22 protein-coding genes are annotated in these 19,601 nt (G+C 73.1%); 9 read left to right on the plus strand and 13 right to left on the minus strand.

The window, feature by feature from the left end:
• Nucleotide 1: 1 nt before the first annotated feature.
• The 3 genes from QUG98_RS06125 to QUG98_RS06135 form a co-directional block, all read right to left on the minus strand.
• A complete protein-coding gene (locus tag QUG98_RS06125; RefSeq protein ID WP_289469727.1) occupies nucleotides 2-859 on the minus strand; it encodes an NAD-dependent epimerase/dehydratase family protein in 858 nt (285 codons plus the stop codon).
• A 61-nt stretch (nucleotides 860-920) separates the two neighbouring features.
• Nucleotides 921-1,106 (minus strand): hypothetical protein, encoded by a 186-nt coding sequence (locus QUG98_RS06130; RefSeq protein WP_289469728.1) that lies wholly within the window; start codon nucleotides 1,104-1,106, stop codon nucleotides 921-923.
• Between the two features lie 80 nt (nucleotides 1,107-1,186).
• Nucleotides 1,187-1,516, minus strand: a complete 330-nt coding sequence (locus QUG98_RS06135) for a hypothetical protein (RefSeq protein WP_289469729.1) — start codon at nucleotides 1,514-1,516, stop codon at nucleotides 1,187-1,189.
• Nucleotides 1,517-1,753: 237 nt separating this feature from the next.
• On the opposite strand from QUG98_RS06135, the gene QUG98_RS06140 reads away from it, so the two are divergent.
• The 5 genes from QUG98_RS06140 to QUG98_RS06160 all read left to right on the plus strand — a co-directional run bounded on the left by QUG98_RS06140 (nucleotide 1,754) and on the right by QUG98_RS06160 (nucleotide 5,433).
• Nucleotides 1,754-2,437, plus strand: coding sequence for an ABC transporter substrate-binding protein (locus QUG98_RS06140; RefSeq protein WP_289469730.1), 684 nt, complete (start codon nucleotides 1,754-1,756; stop codon nucleotides 2,435-2,437).
• Nucleotides 2,438-2,587: 150 nt separating this feature from the next.
• Nucleotides 2,588-3,286, plus strand: a complete 699-nt coding sequence (locus QUG98_RS06145) for a YceI family protein (protein ID WP_289469731.1) — start codon at nucleotides 2,588-2,590, stop codon at nucleotides 3,284-3,286.
• The gene (locus QUG98_RS06150; RefSeq protein ID WP_289469732.1) at nucleotides 3,283-3,798 is read left to right on the plus strand and encodes a sigma-70 family RNA polymerase sigma factor; all 516 of its coding nucleotides are present in this window, start codon (nucleotides 3,283-3,285) and stop codon (nucleotides 3,796-3,798) included. Before QUG98_RS06145 ends, QUG98_RS06150 begins: the two co-directional genes overlap by 4 nt.
• Nucleotides 3,795-4,550: an anti-sigma factor family protein gene (locus QUG98_RS06155; protein WP_289469733.1), complete on the plus strand. Its 756-nt coding sequence runs from the start codon at nucleotides 3,795-3,797 to the stop codon at nucleotides 4,548-4,550. Before QUG98_RS06150 ends, QUG98_RS06155 begins: the two co-directional genes overlap by 4 nt.
• Nucleotides 4,551-4,557: 7 nt before the next feature.
• Nucleotides 4,558-5,433, plus strand: a complete 876-nt coding sequence (locus QUG98_RS06160; RefSeq protein ID WP_289469734.1) for a serine hydrolase domain-containing protein — start codon at nucleotides 4,558-4,560, stop codon at nucleotides 5,431-5,433.
• Nucleotides 5,434-5,444: 11 nt separating this feature from the next.
• Here the strand turns inward: QUG98_RS06160 and QUG98_RS06165 are convergent, their stop codons facing one another.
• A complete protein-coding gene (locus QUG98_RS06165) occupies nucleotides 5,445-5,909 on the minus strand; it encodes a MarR family winged helix-turn-helix transcriptional regulator (protein ID WP_289469735.1) in 465 nt (154 codons plus the stop codon).
• A gap of 118 nt (nucleotides 5,910-6,027) precedes the next feature.
• On the opposite strand from QUG98_RS06165, the gene QUG98_RS06170 reads away from it, so the two are divergent.
• Complete coding sequence (locus QUG98_RS06170) at nucleotides 6,028-9,594, plus strand: proline dehydrogenase family protein (RefSeq protein ID WP_289469736.1); 3,567 nt, start codon at nucleotides 6,028-6,030, stop codon at nucleotides 9,592-9,594.
• Between the two features lie 92 nt (nucleotides 9,595-9,686).
• Entirely contained in the window at nucleotides 9,687-9,899 is a 213-nt protein-coding gene (locus QUG98_RS06175; RefSeq protein WP_289469737.1) for a hypothetical protein, read from the plus strand.
• Between the two features lie 15 nt (nucleotides 9,900-9,914).
• On the opposite strand, the gene QUG98_RS06180 is transcribed toward QUG98_RS06175, so the two are convergent.
• The 7 genes from QUG98_RS06180 to QUG98_RS06210 form a co-directional block, all read right to left on the minus strand.
• Nucleotides 9,915-10,274 (minus strand): hypothetical protein, encoded by a 360-nt coding sequence (locus tag QUG98_RS06180; protein ID WP_289469738.1) that lies wholly within the window; start codon nucleotides 10,272-10,274, stop codon nucleotides 9,915-9,917.
• Nucleotides 10,271-11,266 carry an SDR family oxidoreductase gene (locus QUG98_RS06185; protein WP_209684630.1) on the minus strand — a complete coding sequence of 332 codons (996 nt, stop codon included), beginning with the start codon at nucleotides 11,264-11,266 and terminating at the stop codon, nucleotides 10,271-10,273. The genes QUG98_RS06180 and QUG98_RS06185 overlap by 4 nt, the downstream gene beginning before the upstream one ends.
• Before the next feature lie 71 nt (nucleotides 11,267-11,337).
• Nucleotides 11,338-12,609 carry a phosphatidylserine decarboxylase family protein gene (locus tag QUG98_RS06190; RefSeq protein WP_289469739.1) on the minus strand — a complete coding sequence of 424 codons (1,272 nt, stop codon included), beginning with the start codon at nucleotides 12,607-12,609 and terminating at the stop codon, nucleotides 11,338-11,340.
• Nucleotides 12,610-12,768: 159 nt separating this feature from the next.
• Entirely contained in the window at nucleotides 12,769-13,551 is a 783-nt protein-coding gene (locus QUG98_RS06195; protein WP_289469740.1) for a YqjF family protein, read from the minus strand.
• Entirely contained in the window at nucleotides 13,548-14,378 is an 831-nt protein-coding gene (locus QUG98_RS06200) for a nitroreductase family protein (protein ID WP_289469741.1), read from the minus strand. The genes QUG98_RS06195 and QUG98_RS06200 overlap by 4 nt, the downstream gene beginning before the upstream one ends.
• Before the next feature lie 28 nt (nucleotides 14,379-14,406).
• Nucleotides 14,407-14,778: a hypothetical protein gene (locus tag QUG98_RS06205; protein ID WP_289469742.1), complete on the minus strand. Its 372-nt coding sequence runs from the start codon at nucleotides 14,776-14,778 to the stop codon at nucleotides 14,407-14,409.
• A gap of 23 nt (nucleotides 14,779-14,801) precedes the next feature.
• Nucleotides 14,802-15,239 (minus strand): Lrp/AsnC family transcriptional regulator, encoded by a 438-nt coding sequence (locus QUG98_RS06210; RefSeq protein WP_058729711.1) that lies wholly within the window; start codon nucleotides 15,237-15,239, stop codon nucleotides 14,802-14,804.
• 236 nt (nucleotides 15,240-15,475) lie between these two features.
• On the opposite strand from QUG98_RS06210, the gene ddaH reads away from it, so the two are divergent.
• Nucleotides 15,476-16,363, plus strand: coding sequence for a dimethylargininase (gene ddaH, locus QUG98_RS06215; protein WP_289469743.1), 888 nt, complete (start codon nucleotides 15,476-15,478; stop codon nucleotides 16,361-16,363).
• 95 nt (nucleotides 16,364-16,458) lie between these two features.
• Nucleotides 16,459-17,643, plus strand: a complete 1,185-nt coding sequence (rocD, locus tag QUG98_RS06220; RefSeq protein ID WP_289469951.1) for an ornithine--oxo-acid transaminase — start codon at nucleotides 16,459-16,461, stop codon at nucleotides 17,641-17,643.
• Nucleotides 17,644-17,794: 151 nt separating this feature from the next.
• On the opposite strand, the gene QUG98_RS06225 is transcribed toward rocD, so the two are convergent.
• Together QUG98_RS06225 and aroQ are read right to left on the minus strand one after the other, a co-directional pair.
• The gene (locus tag QUG98_RS06225) at nucleotides 17,795-18,790 is read right to left on the minus strand and encodes an SDR family oxidoreductase (RefSeq protein ID WP_289469744.1); all 996 of its coding nucleotides are present in this window, start codon (nucleotides 18,788-18,790) and stop codon (nucleotides 17,795-17,797) included.
• Between the two features lie 91 nt (nucleotides 18,791-18,881).
• Complete coding sequence (gene aroQ, locus QUG98_RS06230) at nucleotides 18,882-19,556, minus strand: gamma subclass chorismate mutase AroQ (RefSeq protein WP_289469745.1); 675 nt, start codon at nucleotides 19,554-19,556, stop codon at nucleotides 18,882-18,884.
• Between the last annotated feature and the right edge of the window lie 45 nt (nucleotides 19,557-19,601).

Raw genomic sequence — 19,601 nt, forward strand, 5'->3', positions numbered from 1 at the left:
TCTACGGGTGCCGGGTGCCCTCGCCGGCCAGCACCGCGCGGTAGCCCTCGCGGAACGTGGGGTAGTGCGGCTCCCAGCCGGTCGAACGGAGCAGGGCGTTCGAGAGCCGCTTGTCGCCGCCGGCCTGCCGACCCTCGGGCTCCGCGGCCGGCGGTCGCTCGACGCCGAGCTCGTCGGCCAGGAACGTCAGGACGTCGTCCAGCCGGACCGGTTCGTCGTCGGTGCCGAGGTACGTCGGTGCGGGATCGTCGATGCCCGCCAGGTGCACGAGTGCTGCCGCGGCATCGTCCCGGTGGATGCGGTTCGTGTGCGGCGAGGTGCCGGACGACAGCCTGGCCTGCCCGGATCGGAGCTGGTCGATCAGTCGCTCGCGCCCCGGCCCGTAGATGCCGGAGAGCCGGACGAGCACGGCGCCGGGTGCCCGGTCGCGCAGTAGTGCCTCGGCCTCGAGCAGGACACCCGCGGTCGGGGTGCCCGCGCGCGCCGGGGTCTCCTCCGTGACCTCGCTGCCGTCCTCGACGTCGTACACCGCGGTCGAGGACACGACGATCACGCGCGGCGATGCGCCGGACGCGTCGATGCCGTCGAGCACGTTCCGCAGGCCGTCGACGTAGGTCGCGCGGTACTCGTCGACGTCGCGGGAGCCGGCGGCGAACGCCACCACGACGACGACCGTGTCCGCGTCGATCGACGGCACCTCGCGCCGGAGGTCGACGCTCCGACCCGTGATCGGGGACGGGACCAGTTCGGCGCGACGACGGAGCCCGGTGACCGGGTGACCGAGCGCCGCGAAGCGGAGGCCGGCCTCGGTGCCGAGGTCGCCGCAGCCGGCGATGACGACGGGGGAGCGGTGCTGCATGCTCCGAGCTTGTCAGGTGCTGGTCGGAGCGGCCCGAGCGCGAGGGCTCGGGCCGGACGACTCAGACCTGCTCGTTGTCCGGCGACTCGGGCTCGCCGCCGGAGTCGACGTCGCTGTCCTGGTCCGGGTCCTCGGTGGCGTTGCCGGTGGACGAACCGTCGGGCAGGTCCTCGGTGCGCTGGAATTCGCGCTCGGGGGCGTCCGTCGAGCCGTCGGTCGGGGTGTTCTCGTGCTGCTGGTCGCTCATGCGGCGCACGGTACGCGGGGGCCCCTCCACTGCCACCCGGGCGGAGCAGGCGAGCGGCAGCGGTCAGCGAGGCTGCGCGGTCAACGAGGCGGCAGCGGGCGGAGCTCACCCCAAGCGAATCCGCTCTCGGCGATGAAGTCCTGCAGGTCGCTCTGCACGTCGGCGACGAGCTGTTCCGCGCCGCCCTCGATCCACAGCGAGCTCGAGCCGCCGTCCTCGCCCAGGATCTCCCACCGCGCCATCGCGCTGGTGTCGATCACGACGTCGTCGTCCTGCAGCGGCGTCCAGCTGCTGTCCCCCGCCTCGATGAGGAACAGCTGCAGTGTGACAGCTTCGTGCGGGTGCAGCATCGCGAGCACGGCCGGTCGGATCACCGCGAGCACGTCGCGGACCTCCATGATCTCGGGCACGGTCGGAGCGTACCGCTGCGGGGCGGCGGAGCAGCTCGTCCCCCGAGTTTGTAACGGAGAGATAACGACTCCGAACTCGTCCAAACCCTTTCGCGGAGGGTCCCGAATCCCTTGCATCAACCGGGAAACACCCGGAGCGCTCACCAGCCGCAGGTAGCTGGTTCTCCACCCCGATGCGGGGTGTGTTCGGCGCGCACTCAGGGAATCGCGCCGAGCGCGACAACGGAAGGAACCATCATGCGCAAGTCCATGAAGACCTCGATCACCCTCGCCACCACCGGCGCCCTCGTCCTCGGTGGTGCCGCGTTCGGCATCAGCACCGCGAACGCTGCGACCCCGAACGTGCAGACGGTGTCGTCCTCGTCCGACTCGAAGATCCCGGCGCCGGTCGCGTCGGTGCCGGAGGTCAAGGGTGGCAACACCGCGGTCGCGCTCGACTCGGGCTTCACCGACGCGCTGACCTCGCTGGGGCTGACCCCGGGCGTGTCCGGCAACGCAAAGCTCGAGAACGGGTCGGTGTCGTTCCCGATCACCGCCGGTTCGGTCACGTACTGGTCGCCGGACGGTAACTACCGTCCCTACGTGCAGGGTCTGCTGAACCACGACGACTCGGGCCTGACCCTCAAGGCCGGCGACACCACGGTGACGCTGGAGAACTTCGTCGTGAACCCGGGCTCGTCCAAGCTCTACGGTGACGTCCTGGTCAACGGTCAGGTCGCCGCGTCGAACGCGTACCTGTTCTCGCTGCACGGTGGCACGCTGAAGCCGCTGCAGCTCGAGGGTGACAACGCGATCCTGACCGGCACCACCGTGCACGTGTCCTCGGACGCTGCGGGCCTGCTGAACCAGACCTTCAAGACCGACGCCGTCAAGGCCGGCCTGCTCGTCGGTACCGCGACCATCACCGCCCAGATCAAGTAAGCACTGGTCGAGTAAGCACTGGTCAAGTAAGGCCCCCGCGGGCACGACCCGCACCAGCACCACCACGAGAAGGCGCCGCCCCCGACCACGGGGACGGCGCCTTCCGCGCGTCCGGGTGAACGATCCGGCCCGCTGTCTCGTCGTCAGGGCATGGGACTCCGCACACGCACGAAGGTCATCATCGGCATCGCCACCGGCGTCGTCGTCATCGGCGCCGCAGCAGTCATCGCCGGCCCGGTCATCTACGCGAACACGGTCAACGGCCAGGCCGCCGCAGCCCCCTCGCTGAGCGCCGGGCCGTCGGGCTCCGGCGGCACGCTCGACGCAGCCCAGGCCGACGGCACCTGGACGAGCACGAGCAGCTCGTACGCCGGGTACCGCGTGCACGAGGTCCTGCAGGGCAATGATGTGAACGTGGTCGGACGGACGAAGGACGTGCAGGGCACCGCGACGGTCGACGGCGGGACCCTCACGAAGGCGACGGTGACGGTGCAGGTCGCGTCGATCAGCACGCCCGAGTCCCGCCGCGACGAGTACTTCCGGACCCAGGCCCTGCAGACCGACCGGTACCCGACGGCCACGTTCGCGCTCACCGAGCCCGTCGACGTCTCCGGGGCCCTCGACGGCAGCACGCAGGACGTCACGCTCACGGGCACGATGGACCTGCACGGCGTCGAGGAGCCCGTCACGGCCGACGCGCAGGTCGCCGTGACGAAGGACGGTGGGGTCCAGGTCGTCGGCTCCGTCCCGATCACCTTCGCCGACTACGGGGTCGAGGCCCCGTCGCTCGGCTTCGTCACCGTGGACGGGAAGGGCTCCGTCGAGTTCTCCCTCGACCTGGCGAAGTGACCGTGACGAGCCGTTCCGCCGACGAGCTGCTGGCGACGCTGTACCGCGAGCACGGTGACGCGCTCACGCGCTACGTCCGGCACCTGACGCGGGACGGCTCGACCGTCGAGGACGTCGTGCAGGAGACCATGGTGCGCGCGTGGCAGCGTCCGTCCGTGCTCGAGCGAGCACCCGACAGCGCCCGCGCCTGGCTCTTCACCGTCGCCCGCAACCTGGTGGTCGACGACGCCCGGTCGGCACGCAACCGACGGGAGCAGGGTTCCGAGCACCCGGTCGACCGCGCCGAGGCCGACCGCACGGACGCGGTCCTCGACCGCATCGTCGTCGCGGACGCGCTCGCCTCGCTCAGCCCGGACCACCGCCGCGTGGTGGTGGACGCCTACTGGCTCGGCCACACCGTGCCCGAGATCGCACGACGACACGACATCCCCGAGGGCACCGCGAAGTCGCGGTTGCACTACGGGCTGCGAGCCCTCCGGCTCGCACTGCAGGAACGAGGAGTGACCCGATGAGCGTGGACCCGACCGCGCACGACCGCTACGACGAGTGGGACGCCGCGTACGTCCTCGGCTCGCTGCCGCCCGACGAGCGGCTCGAGTACGAGCGGCACCTCGAGACGTGCGACCGCTGCACCGCGGCCGTCGCGGAGCTGGTCGGACTGCCCGGCCTGTTGGCGAAGCTCCCGGCCGACCAGGCGGTCGAGATCGCGGAACCGGACGGGAGGCGCGACACCCGTCCCGAGGGCACCCTCGCCGCCGTCGCGCACCGCGTCCGCCACCGTCGCCGCCGTCGCCGGGTCTGGGTCGCCGCGACCGCGGGGCTCGCGGTCGCCGTCGCCGTGCTCGGCGGGCTCGCCGTCGGCACCGCCGCCGACCGCGGCGGAACGGTGGAGGCGGGCGGTGCCCCGACGACCAGCGCTCCGGAGTCCCCGGCCGCGGGTGACCGCTACACGTTGACGGGATCGCAGGGGCTCGACGTCGACCTGGCGGTGAGCGGCGAGCAGTGGGGCACGCGCTTCGACTGGGGCTGCTCGTACGGCGGGAAGGACTGGTCGTCGGACGGCTCGGTGATGTACGACCTGGTGGTGGTCCGGAAGGACGGCTCCGAACAGACCGTGGCGTCGTGGTCGGCCTCCGGCGCGGAGGCCCGCGGGCTGTCCGCGTCGACCGACGTCCGGCGCGACGACATCGCCGCGGTGCAGGTCCGGCTGCGCGGAGCGGGTGGTCCGCTCGCGAGCACCGACCTGTCCGGACGCACGGGATGATGGCGGGGTGAACCGCGCCGCACCCGTCCTCGACGCCGTCGTCCGCCAGGTGGAGCGGACGGGCTTCCGTGCCCACGGCCTGCACGTCCTGGTCGGGGGTGACACCGCCGAGCACCACTGGTCCGCCGACGTCCGCCGTGACGTGCACTCGGTCGCCAAGGGCGTGGTCGTCCTGGCCGTCGGGATCGCCGAGGACGACGGGTTGCTCACCCTCGACGAGCCCGTCGGTGCGCTGCTGCCCGACGTCGTGCTCGGCCCGGGTGGGCAGGACGTCACGCTCCGGCACCTGCTGACGATGACGAGCGGGATCGACATGCCGTGGTCGCCGACCGAGACGACCGACTGGCCGGACCTCGCGCGGGAGTTCCTCGGACGGCCGACCGCCGGGCGGTCCTTCCAGTACGCGAACGCGAGTACCTACACGGCGGCTCGGGCCCTGGCCGCCCGGGTCGGTGACGTCGGTGCCTTCGTGCAGGAACGCCTCCTCACCCCGCTCGGCATCGACGACGTCCGGTGGGACCGCTGCCCGCTCGGCCACGTCGTCGCCGGCGCCGGGCTGTGGCTCCGGACCGTGGAGGTCGCACGGATCGGGCGGCTGCTGCGGGACCGCGGCGTGGCGGACGGCCGACAGCTCGTGCCCGCGGCGATCGTCGACGCGATGCACACCGACTGGGTCGTGGCCGGGTCGTCGCCGTCGTACGACCGGTACGCCCTGGCCGGGTGGGGCGGCCCCGGACGGACGTGGCGACTGCACGGGGCGTACGGGCAGCTCGTGCTCCTGGACCCGGTCGCCGACGCCGTCGTGACGCTCACCGCGGACGACCACGAGCGCGCCGACGTGACGGCCGCAGCGGTCGCGGAGGTGCTCGCAGCCGTCCGCTGAGCCGACCCTGCTCAGTCCTGTGGGTCGACCGGGCCGAGCGCGTCGAGGACGCGGTGCGAGACGGACCGCAGGGTGTCCGCATCGGTCGCCACGGGCCTCCAGAACAGCTCCTCGAGGGCCGCGGTGTGCGCGCGGATGCCGGCGAGTACCGCGCGACGACCCTCGCTCGTCATCGTCACCCAGCTGCCGCGGCCGTCGGTCGGGCAGTCCGCCCGCGCGACCAGCCCGCGGGCGACCATCCTGGTGACCTGGTGGCTCACCCGCGACTTCTCCCACCCGATGCCGGCTGCGACGTCACGGACCCGCAGCCGGTGGTCGGGGTCCCGCTGCAGACCGATCAGGATCTCGAACTCGGGGATCGAGATGCCCGCGCCCTCCTGCACGGCGTGGTCGAGCGCTCGGTCGAGCCGACGCCAGACGTCGTGGAACGCGTCCCAGGTCGCCCAGTCGTGCCCCTCGCCGCCCTGCTCCGCCATGACGGCCAGCGTATCCAGCGGCGGTGTCACGGGCACGAGGATCATCCGTTCGGCTGACTCCTGGGCGGCACTCGGCGCGCTCAGAGGTCACGTCGGACGCCCGGCATACGATCACTCCATGCCGACCCCGCACCTCCGAGACTGCACCGACGACGTGGTCACGCTGGCACAGGGGTGGATCGAGGCAGCGCGCGGGGTGAAGCCGGAGCCCGCGGCCGCGCGCCTGGCGGAGCTGCTGGCGGACGAGCGCGGTGCCGAGTTCGCCCGCACGTTCGTGGACGTCGTCGTCCGGCCGGAGGACCCGAAGGTCGTCGCCCGGAACCTCGAGCGCGCTAGCCGGGCGGTCCCGGACGACCTCGCCTGGTACCTCCGCGGCGCGGTGACGGTCGGCGGCGGCTTCGCGACCATGGCGCCGTGGGCGGTCGTCCCCTCGGCGCGGAAGGTGCTCCGGCGGCTCGCGGGACACCTCGTCGTCGACGCCACGCCAGCCCGGACCCCGGCGGCGCTCGCGAAGGTCGGGGGTCCGGACACCCGGGTCGACGTCGCCCTGCTCGGCCCCGCCGTCCTCGGACCCGCCGGCCGTGACCGGCGTCTGGCGGCGATCGACGAGCTCCTGCACCAGGACGTCGCCGCCGTCACGATCGACCTCGACACCGTGCTGCCACCGGTGTCCCCGTGGGACCTCGACGCCGCCGTCACCGACGCGGTCGAGCACCTCGCACCGCTCCTGCACACCGCGGCGAGCCGACCGACCCCGCCCGTGGTCACCCTGCAGTCCGGCCGGGCGCAGGACGTCGAGCGCACCGTCGCGGTGCTGCTGGCGCTGCTCGGTCAGGACGGCACGGCGGGCCTCACCCTCGGGGTGACCCTGCCCGCCGAGCTGCCCGAGTCGTTCGACCTGCTCGACCGGGTGACGACGGCGGCCCGCGAGCGACGAGCGACCGGCGGAGCGCCCGTGCGGGTCCGGTTCACCAAGGGCACGCTGCTCGCCGCCGAGCGGGTCGACGCCGTGCTCGGGAGCCGACCGCTCGCCGTGACCGCGGACACCCGCACGACGGACACCGCGTTCCTGCGCCTGCTCGACACGGCGATCGATCCCGAGCGCACGGACGCCGTGCACGTCGGCGTCGCCACCCACGACCCGTTCGCCCTCGCGACCGCGCACGTGCTCGCCGAGCGGCGTGGCGTGCTCGACGCCGTCGAACCCGAGGTGCTCCTCGGCACCACCCGGTACGCCGACGTCCTGCGCACCGCGTTCGGTCGCGTCGTCCTCGGCGTCCCGCTCGTGCGACCCGACGCGTTCGACGCCGCCGTCCCGTACCTCGCCCGCCGCCTGCGCGAGGTCGCGGACAACCGGTCCGTGGCGACCGGCCCGGCCGCGGTGGGCACGACCGGCCCGGCGGGTGACACCGCCGCCGTCGAGCGGGCCACCGCCGAGCACGTCGACGCCGTGGCCGCCCTCGTCCGACCCGCGCCGCCCACCCGACGCACCCAGGACCGCCGCCGGCCGCCGGGTGACCCGGTGCTGCGGTCGGCCGCCGAGAACACCCCCGACACCGATCCCTCGACACCGGGCAACCGCGCCTGGGCCGCCGAGCTGCTCGCTCGGGTCCCGGAGTCGCAGCGTGGCGTCCGGACGATCCGCGCCGCCCGCATCACCGACCGAGGGCGACTCGAGCGGCTGGTCGCCCGCACCGCCCAGGCGGGCGTCAACTGGGGGCGGCAGGACCCGGAGGACCGCGCCGAGCTGTTCGACCTGATCGGCCACGCGCTCGAGACGCACCGGGGTGCCCTGGTCGAGACGATGATCGCCGAGGTCGGCCTCACCCTGACCGAGGCCGACGGCGAGGTCAGCCGGGCCGTCGACGCGGCGATGCACGCGGCCGACCGGACGCGGCACCTGGAGGACATCAACGGCGCCGTGCCGGTGCCGCCGCGGCTGACGGTCGTCGTGCCGTCGTGGAACGCGCCGCTCCTCGACGCCGCCGACGGCGTGCTCACGGCGCTCGCCGCGGGCAGCGGGGTCGTGCTCCAGCCGGCCACCGCCGCCCGACGGACCGGTGCCGTGTTCGCCGACGTGCTCTGGGACGCCGGGGTGCCGCACTCCCTGCTCCAGCTCGTCGACCTCGACGGCAGCGACCTGTCCCGCGACCTCGTCGCGCACCCGGCCGTCGACCGCGTGGTGCTCACCGGCACGCCCGAGACCGCCCGCTCCTACCGGTGGTGGCGCGCGGACCTGCCCCTCGTGGCCGAGACCTCCGGGGTGGTCACGGCGGTCGTGACGCCCTCGGCCGACCTCGACCAGGCGGTGCGCGACGTCGTCGCATCGGCGTTCGACCGCGCCGGACAGGCGTCGTCGGCGGTGTCGCTGCTCGTGCTCGTCGGCTCCGTGGGAGAGAGCCAGCGCTTCCGTGCGCAGCTCGCCGATGCCGTCCGCGGACTCCGCACCGCGTGGCCGACGGACGCCGCCGCGCAGGTCGGGCCGCTCGTCGCCGAGCCGGCCGGTGCCGTGCGCACCGCGCTCACCGAGCTGCGTCCGGGGGAGTCCTGGCTCGTCGAACCGGTCGCGCTCGACGACACCGGGCGGCTCTGGTCACCCGGTGTCCGCGAGGGCGTCCGCGCCTCAGCCGACCTGTCGCGGTCCGCGGTGCCGGCACCCGTGCTCGACGTCGTCCGCGTGGAGACCCTCGACGAGGCGATCGCGCTGCAGCACTCCGTCGACGGCGGCTCCGTCGCGGCGCTCCACACGCTCGACCCCGACGAGGTCGCGACCTGGTCCGACCGGACCCGCGCGGGCGTGCTCGTGGTCGACCGGCCGACGACCGGCGCACGACCGGGACGCCAGCCCGTCGGCGGGTGGCGGGGGACCGCGGTCGGACCGACGGTGCACCGCGGCGGCCCGCTGTCCGTGATCGGCGCGGACCGGTGGGACCCGACCCGGCGTCAGCCGCACCGGAGCATCCAGCTGCAGGGGCTCGGCAACCGGGTCACCGCCGTCATCGAGGCGGCGCGTGCCGGGCTGTCCTTCGAGGAGTTCGACCGCGTGCGCGCCGGAGCCGAGAGCGACGCCGCGGCCCGGGCGTCGCTGTACGGCCGGTCGCGGGACACCGCCGACCTGGTCCTCGAGCGGAACGTCATCCGCTTCCGCCCGCAGTCGGTCGTGGTCCGGCAGTCCTCCGGGGTCGGCGCCGGCGAGCTCGTCCGCGTGCTCGTCGCCGCGACCGCCGCCCGCGCGCACGTGCTCCTCAGCACCGCCCGCCCCCTGCCCGCCGAACTCCTGCCGTTGTTCTCGCGGGCACGGTCGCCCCTCGACGTCGTCGACCAGGTCGTGGAGGACGACGCCACGTTCCTGGGCCGTGCCGCCGCGGGCACCCTGCTGCAGGACGGGTGGTCGGACGGGACGGAGCCCGACCTCGACCCGATCGACCTGGTCCTCGCGCAGGGGGCCGAGCCGCGCCGCAACGTGGCCTTCGGCGGACCGGGGTCACGCGTGCGGCTGCTCGGCGGTGACGCCCGTGCCCTCGAGGAGGCCCTGGGTGCCGGCACCGAGACGACCATCCACGACGACCCCGCCGTGGAGTCCGGCATCGTCGAGATGCTGCACTTCCTGCGGGAGCAGACGGTCTCGGTCACGGCGCACCGACACGGGGACGTCTCGCGGGCGTTCAGCCGGCTGCGGCTCTGACGGACCGGGCCGGTCACGCTCGAGCGGCTCGCCTGCACGCTGGCTGACCGTCCTCGGCTCCGTGGACCACGCTCCGGCGTAGCGTCCGGTGCATGAACGCACGATCGAACGACGACGAGGTCCAGACCGCCCCCGTGATGGACGGCGCCACCGAGGCCACCAACGAGGAGAAGCTGCACGGCCTGGTCGAGCAGGTCGAGCACGACCACGGGCACGAGGGTGCCGGCGCCATGGCCGACCACCTGCGCGACCGGATGGACGAGACGGGTGTCGAGGAGGAGCACCCGAGCGACGAGGTCGAGTAGCCGGCTCCGGACGGGTCAGCGTCGGCGCGGGCGTCTGCGTCCCGTGCCGACGAGCCCGACCTCGAGTGCGGTGAGGACCACCGCGACCACGAGCTGCCGGGCGGCGAACCCGCGCGTCTGCCGGTCGAGGGCGATGAGCGGCACCATCGAGACACCGTGCGTGGCGTCGACCGCAGCACCGAGCACGTGCGCCTCCGGTGACGCCGCACGGGCGAGCAGCGCGGCCTGCACGAGCTGACGTGCGCCGAGCACCCGGCCGAACACCGCCACCCGACCGGTCGACCCGCGCGAGGCGACCAGGTGGGCGATGCCGATGCCCGCCCGCAGGCCCTCCACCCAGCGGGCCCGCTGCCGACGATCGCCGCGGCGGCTCACCGGCGCTTCCCTGCGGCCAGGGCGATCGCGCCCGCGACACCGACGGCGGCGCCGATGATCCCGTTGCCGAGCCGGCGGTGCTCCACCCACCACGTCTGCGGCGACCAGGCGTGCGCCGAGTCGTCGAAGACACCGTGCGCCCCGTGGTCGCCGGGGACGGGCTCGTGCAGGTTCGTCGGCAGGGACTGCCCGTCCTTCTGCTCGGCCTGCTGCCCGCTCACCAGGGTCTTCGCCGCGTACCAGTCGGCGAACCGGCCGCTGATCCGGTTGCCCAGGATCGTGTAGACCGTCGACTCGCCCACCCACGTGCGACGGCGGGGCCGTTCGGCGGTGACGGCGATGGCGCGGGCACCGACCTCGGGCTGGTAGATCGGGGCGACGGGCTGCGGGTGGTGCGGCAGGAGCGACTTCACCCAGTTGAACTGCACGGTGTTGAGCGCCGGCATGTCGACGCGGCTCACGGCCACCCTGCTGCCCTGCTCGGTGAGCTCGGACACCACCGACTCGGTGAAGCCGACGATGGCGTGCTTGGCGCTGCAGTAGGCCGCCTGCAGCGGGATGCCGCGGAAGCCCAGCGCCGAACCGACCTGGATGACGTGGCCGCGGTCACGGGGCACCATGCGGGCGAGCGCCGCACGGGTGCCGTTGACGAAGCCGAGGAAGTTGACGTCGACGGCGCGCTCGAAGTCGTCGGGGCCGGTGTCCGTGAAGCGTCCGAAGACGCCGACCATCACGCAGTTCACCCAGAGGTCGATCGGTCCGAGCTCCTGCTCGGTGCGCTCGGCGGCGGCCTCGACGGCCTGGCGGTCGGCGACGTCGGCGATCAGCGCGAGCCCGCGACGTCCGGCTGCCTCGACCTCGGCGACCGCGGCGTCGACCCCGTCACGACCTCGGGCGAGGACGGCGACGTCCCAGCCCCGTGCCGCGAGCTCACGGACGGTCGCCCGTCCGAGTCCTGCCGAACCACCGGTCACCACTGCCACGCGCGTCATGCTGTCCGTTGTACGCAGGTCCGCGTCCACGCCGGTCCAGCCGGTGTCCCCCGGACGCAGTCGGGGCCGGCTCAGTCCACCGACCGCCGCCGCGCCGTCGCCAGGAGTGACCGCACGGGCAGCACCGCCGGCTCCTCCTCCGGCGCCTGCGGCAGGGCCCCGAGGGAGAACGACTCGACGACGTCCGGCCCGAAGAGCACGCACACCGACGACCCGCCGAACTGGAAGTACCCGAGCTCGTCGCCCTTGCCGACCCGGGCGCCGGCTTCGATGCCCTCGCCGATGACGCACGAGGACACGTCGGACATCCCGATGAACACGACCGCGACGGTGCCGATCGTCGGGTCGTCCGCGTCGACGAGCACGATCGCCCGGGTGGCGACGTGCGCCAGGTACCCCTGCGACAGCTGCGGTTCGGCGGCGTCGGCGCCCTGCGACGTGGCCTCGGAGAAGTAGGTGCCCGGCTCGACCCAGGCGCGCAGGACGGTGCCGGCCACGGGGCTGTGCCAACGGTGGTACTCGAGCGCACTGAGGAAGGCCTGCCACACCGTGCCGTCCACGAACAGGTCGGCGGTCTCGTCCCCGGCGAGCAGCTCCTCGACCGAGTACGGCTCGGCCTTCGCCCAGAACTCGTCGAGCCGGTGCACGCGGCTGGCGATCCGGTAGGGGGTGGCCTCGCACGGGCTGACCACGACCGCGTCGTCGTCGGGTGCGGCGACGGGACGCTCGCCGTCCCGGAAGCGCCGGGTGAAGAAGTCGTTCCACGACGTGAAGCCCCAGTGCTCGGCGTCGGCGTCGTGCTCGAACCGGTCCATGCCGACCGCCCGACGCGCCGCGTCGCTGCACCAGCCGGAGGGGGCGTCGACGAGCACCTCGAGGGACTTGTCGCTCGACAGGAAGTCGCACCAGCCCTGCAGGATCGACCGCAGGGCCTCGTTCACGCGGGGGTCCCGGTAGAACGCGGAACCCGCGGGCGTGGCCTTCGTCCAGTCGAGCACCCCGTCGAGCGGCGTCATCACCATCTGCTCGTCGCTGTACTCGGGCGCGGTCGTGATCACCTCGTCGACGAGCTCGAGCAGCTCGCCGAACGAGTCGAGGTGCCGGTCCCGGTACCGCCGACCGACGGGTACCTGCTCGATCATCTGGTGCGCGTGCATCCGCAGCACGGGGTCGCCCTCGACGAGGTCGCGCAGGGCGGAGACCGCGGGGTGCAGTGCCCGGTCCGGGTCGCGCTCCTGGTGCCGCTCGCGGCGGCCGCGGAGCCAGGCCTCGAGCCCGCTCTGGTCCTGCGGGAGCCATCCCGCGCGGCGTCGGACGTCCTGCTGCTGCGCTCCACCGGTCACGCGGTGGACGCTACCCACCGCGCACCGCGACGGGTCCCAGCAGCCGGAGCCGTGCCTCCCGGCCGACGCGACACGCAGCGCAAGCGGCGCAGCCAGCGCAAGCAGCGCAAGCAGCGCACCCAGCGCACACTGCAGCCGGCGCCGACGCGACCGCCGCCGTCAGCGCCCCCGCCCGAAGCGCGTGGTCACCCCCGGCGAGTACAGCACCGAGTCCGGCTCCAGCCCGGACAGCCCGAAGGGCAGCCCCGCGGCCGCGACCAGGTCGTCCCGCAGCGACACGAGCGACGCCCGGTGCAGCGGCCACGACTCGTGCTCGTTCGGCCAGTACCGCGTCGCGCCCACCCGACGCACGTGCATGCCCCACCGGGCCGTCAGGAACGTCTCGAGCGGCGTCGGTTCCGCGACGACGTCGCCCACGCGCACGTCGAAGGCCGACCGCAGGTGCGTCCCGTGTCGACGCATCGCGTACCCGACGCGACCGTCCGACTTCCGGATCGCCGCGTGCGCCCACCAGTACGGCAGGCCCGTCGCCACCCGCGCGCCGAGGGTCGGCAGGAGCTTCCCGGCGTCGAGCGACAGGAAGGCCACGCCTCGTCGCCCCTGGTCGTCGCGCGTGTAGACCCGCACGTTCACCTCGACGAAGTCGCCGATGCGGCCGGCCCGGCCGAGGCGGCCCAGGGGCGGGAAGCGCGTCTCCGTGAACCGGAAGCCGATGAGACCCACCCAGGTGGTCGTCCCGTCGTCCGTCCCGTCGGGCGCCATCGTGTCCGGGGACGCCCCCGCGGGCAGCAGCGGCGCCACCGCCGACACGTCGACGCGCCAGTGCACGAACACCACGTCGAGCCAGTCCTGCGCGATCCAGGGCGTGCCGCGGAGTGGCGGTGCCTCCGGCGAGACGGCCGGGAGGCCCGCCCCACCTCCGCCACGCGTTCCGGCGGTCACGAGACGGTCCCGTCCGTGGCTCGGCCAGCGTCCGGCACGTCGTCCCACCCTTGCTGCGGGGTGTCGCAGGTCCCGCGGAACACGTACTGCGACGGGCGCTTCCGCTCGCTCGAGGTCCAGTCGATCGCGGGACGTCGACGCTCCGGCGGCAGGTACCCGATCCGGTACACGGCCATCAGCTCGAGCTCCGGCGGGACCCGGAGCAGCCCCTCGATCTCCTCCCACGCGCCGGGGGTCTCCATCGGGAAGGACACGAACTGGATCCCGAGACCGAGCTCCGTCGTTACGAGCCACACGTTCTCCATCGCGGCCCCCATGCTGAACACCGAGTAGAAGCCCGAGAGCTCCTCCTTCCGGTACTCGTGCCGGTCGAGCATCACGCCGAGCAGCAGCGGCGAACCGGCGACGAGCTTCCGGTTCTCCTCGCCGAGGGTCTGCGGCACGCGCAGCGCGTTCATCATGAGCTGCCCGCGCTTCGTGAACACCTGCTTCGTGAAGGGACGCAGGGGTCGGGGCAGCTTGTCGAACAGCATCCCGTCGCGCCGCTCGTCCATCTCGGCCTGCGAGAACCGGAAGTACGGCTTGTAGCGCTCGAAGAACGTGCCCGCCGCCATCGTCCGGGTCATCGAGCTGCCGCTGATCTCGGCGATGCGGTCGATCGTCGGACGTTCCTCGACCAGGACGAACCGCCAGGGCTGACTGTTCAGCTGCGAGGGCGCCCGTCCTGCGAGCTCCATCAGCAACCGCTGGTGCTCCTCGGACACCGGGTCGGGCAGGAACGCCCCGTTGGTCGTGCGTCGGCGTCGGATCGCCTCGAAGAGCTCCACTCACGTCCCTCGTGTCTCGTCGTCGTGGTCAGCGCCGCGCCAGCAGCGCCCCGAGGTAGGACGGTGCAGCGGCGACCGCGACTCTCCAGTGTGCTCGCGAGCGGGGGTTCGTGCGCGGGGCGAGGGCGAGCGGGACGAGTGCCGGCAGCAGGAAGAGCGCCGAGCGGTCGCGGGTCCACACCGGGGTGGTCGCGGCGACGCCGGTCAGGGTCGCGGTGACGACGAAGAGGCCGTGGTGCACGACGCGCAGCTTCTTCGTCCGGATGAGCCGGACCGCGACGGCGGTGCCCCAGAGGCAGTTGGCCAGGTACGCCACGGAGGCGGCGGCGACCAGGGTGCGGGCCGCCGGCGGTCGTCCGGGAGGCGCGCCGTGCCTCCTGGCTGTCCGCTCACGTCCCACGGACGCGACCCTACGCGCCGGGGCTAGGCGGACTCGCGGGAGACCAGCTTCGACAGGACGATCGCGCTGCGGGTGTGGTCGACCTGCGGAGCCAGGCGCACCCGGTCGAGGGCCAGCTCGAGGGCCGGCAGGTCCCGCGAGCGCATGTGCACCACGGCGTCGGCGCTGCCGGTGACCGTGCCGGCGTCGACGACCTCGGGCACGGTGTCGAGCAGCGTGCGGAGCTCGTCGGGGGAGACGGTGCCGCGGCAGTACAGCTCGACCCAGGCCTCGGTGCCACGGTCCTCGACAGCGGGGTCGACCTTGATCGTGAAGCCCTGGATCACACCGTCCGCGACGAGCCGGTCGACACGACGCTTCACTGCAGACGCCGAGAGTCCGACCACCGACCCGATGTCGCCGTAGCCGGCGCGGGCGTTCTCCCGGAGCTGGTCCAGGATGCGGTGGTCGAGCGTGTCCATGTTCGTCAATCGTACGCGGGGTTCTTGCGAGCCAGGTGGGTCCGACGCAGGAATCGTGCGTCACCCGAACGGGTGCCACGCGCTCGCGAACGGGGTACTGCACCGACCGGACCGTTCGTGTCAGACTGCTGCTGGCGTCGACCTGGTCCGCTGCGGTGAGTGAGCCTGCATCTCACCGGAGTGCTTCACCCGTGGTGGTTCCTGGCAGGCTCGGGCCAGAAGTCCCAGGAGGACTGATGTCGAACACCGCAACCGAACCGCAGGCCGCACCGGCACGTGTCGCCACGAAGCGCACGATCCTGATGTGCAAGCCGACGCACTACACGGTCAGCTACCGGATCAACCCGTGGATGCACCCCGAGGAGCCGACCGACACGTCGAAGGCCGTCGAGCAGTGGCAGTCCCTCGTCGACGTCTACGAGCAGCTCGGCTTCGACATCTCGTACATCGAGCCGATCGAGGGCCTGCCGGACATGGTCTACGCGGCCAACGGTGGCTTCGTGCTCGACGGCGTCGCGTACGGCGCGAAGTTCCAGTACCCCGAGCGCCAGCCCGAGGGCCCCGCGTACATGGACTGGTTCCGCAGCGCGGGCCTGACCGTGGCCGAGCCGCGCGAGACGAACGAGGGCGAGGGCGACTTCCTGCTCGTCGGGAACACGATCTTCGCGGGCACGGGCTTCCGTTCCGACAGCACCTCGCACGAGGAGCTCGCCGAGCTCTACGGCCGCGAGGTCGTCACCCTCAAGCTGATCAACCCGAGCTTCTACCACCTCGACACCGCCATCGCCGTGCTCGACCCGGAGCCCGCGGCCGACGGCACGAGCAACATCGCCTACCTCGAGAGCGCCTTCGACGAGCCCTCGCTGGCGATCCTGCGCGAGCGCTTCCCGGACGCGATCATCGCGACCGAGGAGGACGCCGCGATCCTCGGCCTCAACTCGTACTCCGACGGCTACAACGTCGTGATCGCCTCGCGGGCCACCACGTTCGCCACGCAGCTCAGGGAGAAGGGCTACAACCCGATCGGCGTCGACCTGTCCGAGCTGCTGCTCGGCGGCGGCGGCGTGAAGTGCTGCACGCTCGACCTGCACCCCGTCGGCACCGGCACCTCGGTCGCGCGGTAGCCGTGAGCACCGCGACCGGAGCCGGTACCCAGACGGGTACCGGCGCGTTCGGCGACGCCGCGTCCGCCGCACACGGCAGTGCCACCGCCGCTGCCCTGGCCGTCGAGGACCGTTCCCTCGCCCACAACTACAGCCCGCTGCCGGTCGTCATCGCGTCCGGCGACGGCGCGTGGGTGACCGACGTCGACGGCAAGCGCTACCTGGACGGACTCGCCGCGTACTCCGCGGTGAACTTCGGCCACGGCAACCCCCGGCTGCTCGACGCCGCCCGGGCGCAGCTCGACCGCGTGACCCTGACGAGCCGCGCGTTCGTGAACGACCGCCTCGGCCCGTTCGCGTCGGCGCTCGCCGAACTCACCGGCACCGAGCTCGTGCTCCCGATGAACACCGGGGCCGAAGCCGTCGAGTCCGCGATCAAGGTGGCCCGTGCATGGGGCTACCGCGTCAAGGGCGTCCCGGCCGGGCAGGCCACCATCGTCGTGGCGTCCGGGAACTTCCACGGCCGCACCACGACGATCGTGTCGTTCTCCGACGACCCCTCGGCCCGTCAGGACTTCGGGCCGTACACGCCCGGCTTCCGCACGGTGCCGTACGGCGACGCTCGTGCGCTCAGGGAAGCGATGGACGAGACCGTCGTCGCCGTGCTGCTCGAGCCGATCCAGGGCGAGGGCGGCGTGGTCATCCCGCCCGCCGACTACCTGCCGCAGGTCCGCGCCGTCTGCGACGAGTTCGGCGCGCTGTTCGTCGCCGACGAGATCCAGTCCGGGCTCGGGCGCACCGGGCACACCCTCGCGGTGCAGCGGGTCGGCGTCCGCCCTGACCTGGTCACGCTCGGCAAGGCCCTGGGCGGCGGCATCGTCCCGGTGTCGGCCGTCGTCGGCTCGCGCGAGGTGCTCGGTGTCCTGCGTCCGGGCGAGCACGGCTCCACGTTCGGCGGGAACCCGCTCGCGGCCGCCGTCGGGTCCGAGGTCGTCGCGATGCTCGGCGAGGGCACCTTCCAGCAGCGGGCGCTCGACGGCGAACCACTCCTGCGCGGGCTGCTCGACGAGCTCGTCGGGCACGGGGTCGTGTCGCACCGCGTCGCCGGGCTCTGGGCAGGGATCGACATCGACCCCGCGCTCGGCACCGGCAAGGAGATCGCGCACGACCTGGCCGACCGGGGTGTGCTCGTGAAGGACACGCACGGGTCGACGATCCGCTTCGCGCCGCCGCTCGTCGTCACCGACGACGAGGTGCGCCTGGCGATCGGGACGCTCGGCGAGGTGCTGGCCGCGCGCTAGACGCGACCACCTGTCGGACGGGGGCGCGGTGCCGGCTGGTGCCGCGCCTCCCGTCCGTCGCATCGCCAGCGCGGAACAAGGTTCCGGACACAGCACTGCGGCACCGCGCGGTGTCATGTCCGGAACCTGGTTCCGGCGGGGACGCTGCGCGTCAGCGCACCTGCCAGCGCTCCACGAGCTGGTCCATCAGGCCGTCGAGCCGCTCGTCCGTCACCTGGCGCGACGGGTCGGCGTCGAACCACGCGACGATCTCCCGCGCCCCCTGCCGGATGGACGTCGTCTGCGCGAACTCCGGCACGAGCGTCTGCACCTTCGTGTTGTCGAAGACCGAGGTGTTCGCCTTGTCCCCGAGCAGGCTCGCGCCCCAGTCGGCGTCGAGCGCGTCGATCGCGTCCGACGGCACGTGCACGATCTGCAGGTCCTCGACCCCCGCGGCCGCAGCGAGCTCGTGCGCGATCCGGTCCCACGTCGGTGCCTCGTCGCCGGTGATGTGGAAGGCCTCGCCGATCGCCTCGGCACGGTCGAGCAGCCCCACGAAGCCGACCGCGAAGTCCCGCGCGTGCGTGATCGTCCACAGCGAGCTGCCGTCCCCGCACACCACGATCGGCTTGCCCGCGCGCATGCGGCCGAGCACCGTCCACCCGCCCGAGAACGGCACGAGCGTCTCGTCGTAGGTGTGCGACGGCCGGATGATCGTCATCGGGAAGTCGTCCTCGCGGTACGCCTTCGTCAGCAGGTCCTCGCACGCGATCTTGTCCCGCGAGTACTGCCAGAACGGGTTCTTCAGCGGGGTCGACTCGGTGATCGGCAGATGGGTCGCGGGCGTCTGGTACGCCGAGGCCGACGAGATGAACACGTACTGCCGGGTCCGCCCGGTGAACACATCGACGTCACGCTGCACCTGGTCGGGCGTGAAGGCCACGAAGTCGATGACGACGTCCCACCGCTGGTCGCCGATCGCGGCTTCCAGCGCGGTGCGGTCCGACACGTCGGCCTGGAGGCGCGTCACGCTCCCCGGGATCGGCCGCTTGTCCGTCTCGCCTCGGTTGAGCACGGTCACGTCGAACCCCTGCTCGACGGCTTCGCGGACACAGGCGGCGCTGATGATGCCGCTGCCGCCGATGAACAGCACGCTCGATCCCGACATGGATGCTCCTTCGCTCCCGGCGGTGCCGCTGTGCACCGCGCCCCTGCGATCCTGCCCCTCCGGCGCTGGGTCGCGCGACGGTCTATCCGCGTCAGTGCCCTGGACCCACTGTGCAGAGGTGCTCGATCGCGGTCGGGAGTGCCTGCTGCACCGGCGCGTCGGAGACGTGGACCGCCCGGGCCGCCCGGCGGAGGTCGCGGGTGCAGGACGGATCGTCCCGAACGTCCTGCAGCCGCGCGAGGCCGGACACCAGCTCGGACGTGATGCGGTCCAGCGTCGGACGGACCGTGGTCGTCAGGTCGGGCGCCTCGGCGGGAGCGCGGTCGGGGTACCGGGACCACTCGTCGAGCAGGGCCGTCTGCGCCTGCTTGCTCGCCTCGATCTGGTCGGCGAACACCGCCTCGACCCAGTCCGGGTCGACGTGGTCCCGCTCGGCGGCGGTGCGGGCGGTGTCGAGGACCGTGCGCTCCCGTGCTGCGTCCTCGACCGGCTGCCCGGAGTGGTACTTCGCGGCGGCGACCTCGGGTGCGGTGTCGAGTCGTTCCGCGACGAGGGCGACCACGGCCCGCGCTGCCGCGGCTGTGGCCGGCTCCGGGCTCGCGCTCGAGGAGGTCGTCGACCTGGCCGACGAGGGACCGGCGGAGATCGTGCTCTCCGCCGCGCACCCGGCGAGCGAGGACAGGACGGCGGCACTGAGCCCGAGGGCGCCGAGTCCCACGGTGCCGATGGAGCGGCGGGGCGTGCGGGTGACGGGCGACGTGGTCATCGGTCGAGGCATGGAACAGTGGTACACCACACGCCAGTGCCAGCG

Source organism: Curtobacterium subtropicum (assembly GCF_030362975.1).
GTDB classification, from domain to species: Bacteria; Actinomycetota; Actinomycetes; order Actinomycetales; family Microbacteriaceae; genus Curtobacterium; species Curtobacterium subtropicum.

What these genes read in the sequence shown, in the direction of transcription:
- QUG98_RS06125 (WP_289469727.1), bottom strand. Translation starts at nt 859, where the DNA reads ATGCAGCACCGCTCCCCCGTCGTCATCGCCGGCTGCGGCGACCTCGGC.
- QUG98_RS06130 (WP_289469728.1), bottom strand. Translation starts at nt 1,106, where the DNA reads ATGAGCGACCAGCAGCACGAGAACACCCCGACCGACGGCTCGACGGAC.
- QUG98_RS06140 (WP_289469730.1), top strand. Translation starts at nt 1,754, where the DNA reads ATGCGCAAGTCCATGAAGACCTCGATCACCCTCGCCACCACCGGCGCC.
- QUG98_RS06145 (WP_289469731.1), top strand. Translation starts at nt 2,588, where the DNA reads ATGGGACTCCGCACACGCACGAAGGTCATCATCGGCATCGCCACCGGC.
- QUG98_RS06155 (WP_289469733.1), top strand. Translation starts at nt 3,795, where the DNA reads ATGAGCGTGGACCCGACCGCGCACGACCGCTACGACGAGTGGGACGCC.
- QUG98_RS06165 (WP_289469735.1), bottom strand. Translation starts at nt 5,909, where the DNA reads ATGGCGGAGCAGGGCGGCGAGGGGCACGACTGGGCGACCTGGGACGCG.
- QUG98_RS06170 (WP_289469736.1), top strand. Translation starts at nt 6,028, where the DNA reads ATGCCGACCCCGCACCTCCGAGACTGCACCGACGACGTGGTCACGCTG.
- QUG98_RS06175 (WP_289469737.1), top strand. Translation starts at nt 9,687, where the DNA reads ATGAACGCACGATCGAACGACGACGAGGTCCAGACCGCCCCCGTGATG.
- QUG98_RS06185 (WP_209684630.1), bottom strand. Translation starts at nt 11,266, where the DNA reads ATGACGCGCGTGGCAGTGGTGACCGGTGGTTCGGCAGGACTCGGACGG.
- QUG98_RS06210 (WP_058729711.1), bottom strand. Translation starts at nt 15,239, where the DNA reads ATGGACACGCTCGACCACCGCATCCTGGACCAGCTCCGGGAGAACGCC.
- ddaH (WP_289469743.1), top strand. Translation starts at nt 15,476, where the DNA reads ATGTCGAACACCGCAACCGAACCGCAGGCCGCACCGGCACGTGTCGCC.
- QUG98_RS06225 (WP_289469744.1), bottom strand. Translation starts at nt 18,790, where the DNA reads ATGTCGGGATCGAGCGTGCTGTTCATCGGCGGCAGCGGCATCATCAGC.
- aroQ (WP_289469745.1), bottom strand. Translation starts at nt 19,556, where the DNA reads ATGACCACGTCGCCCGTCACCCGCACGCCCCGCCGCTCCATCGGCACC.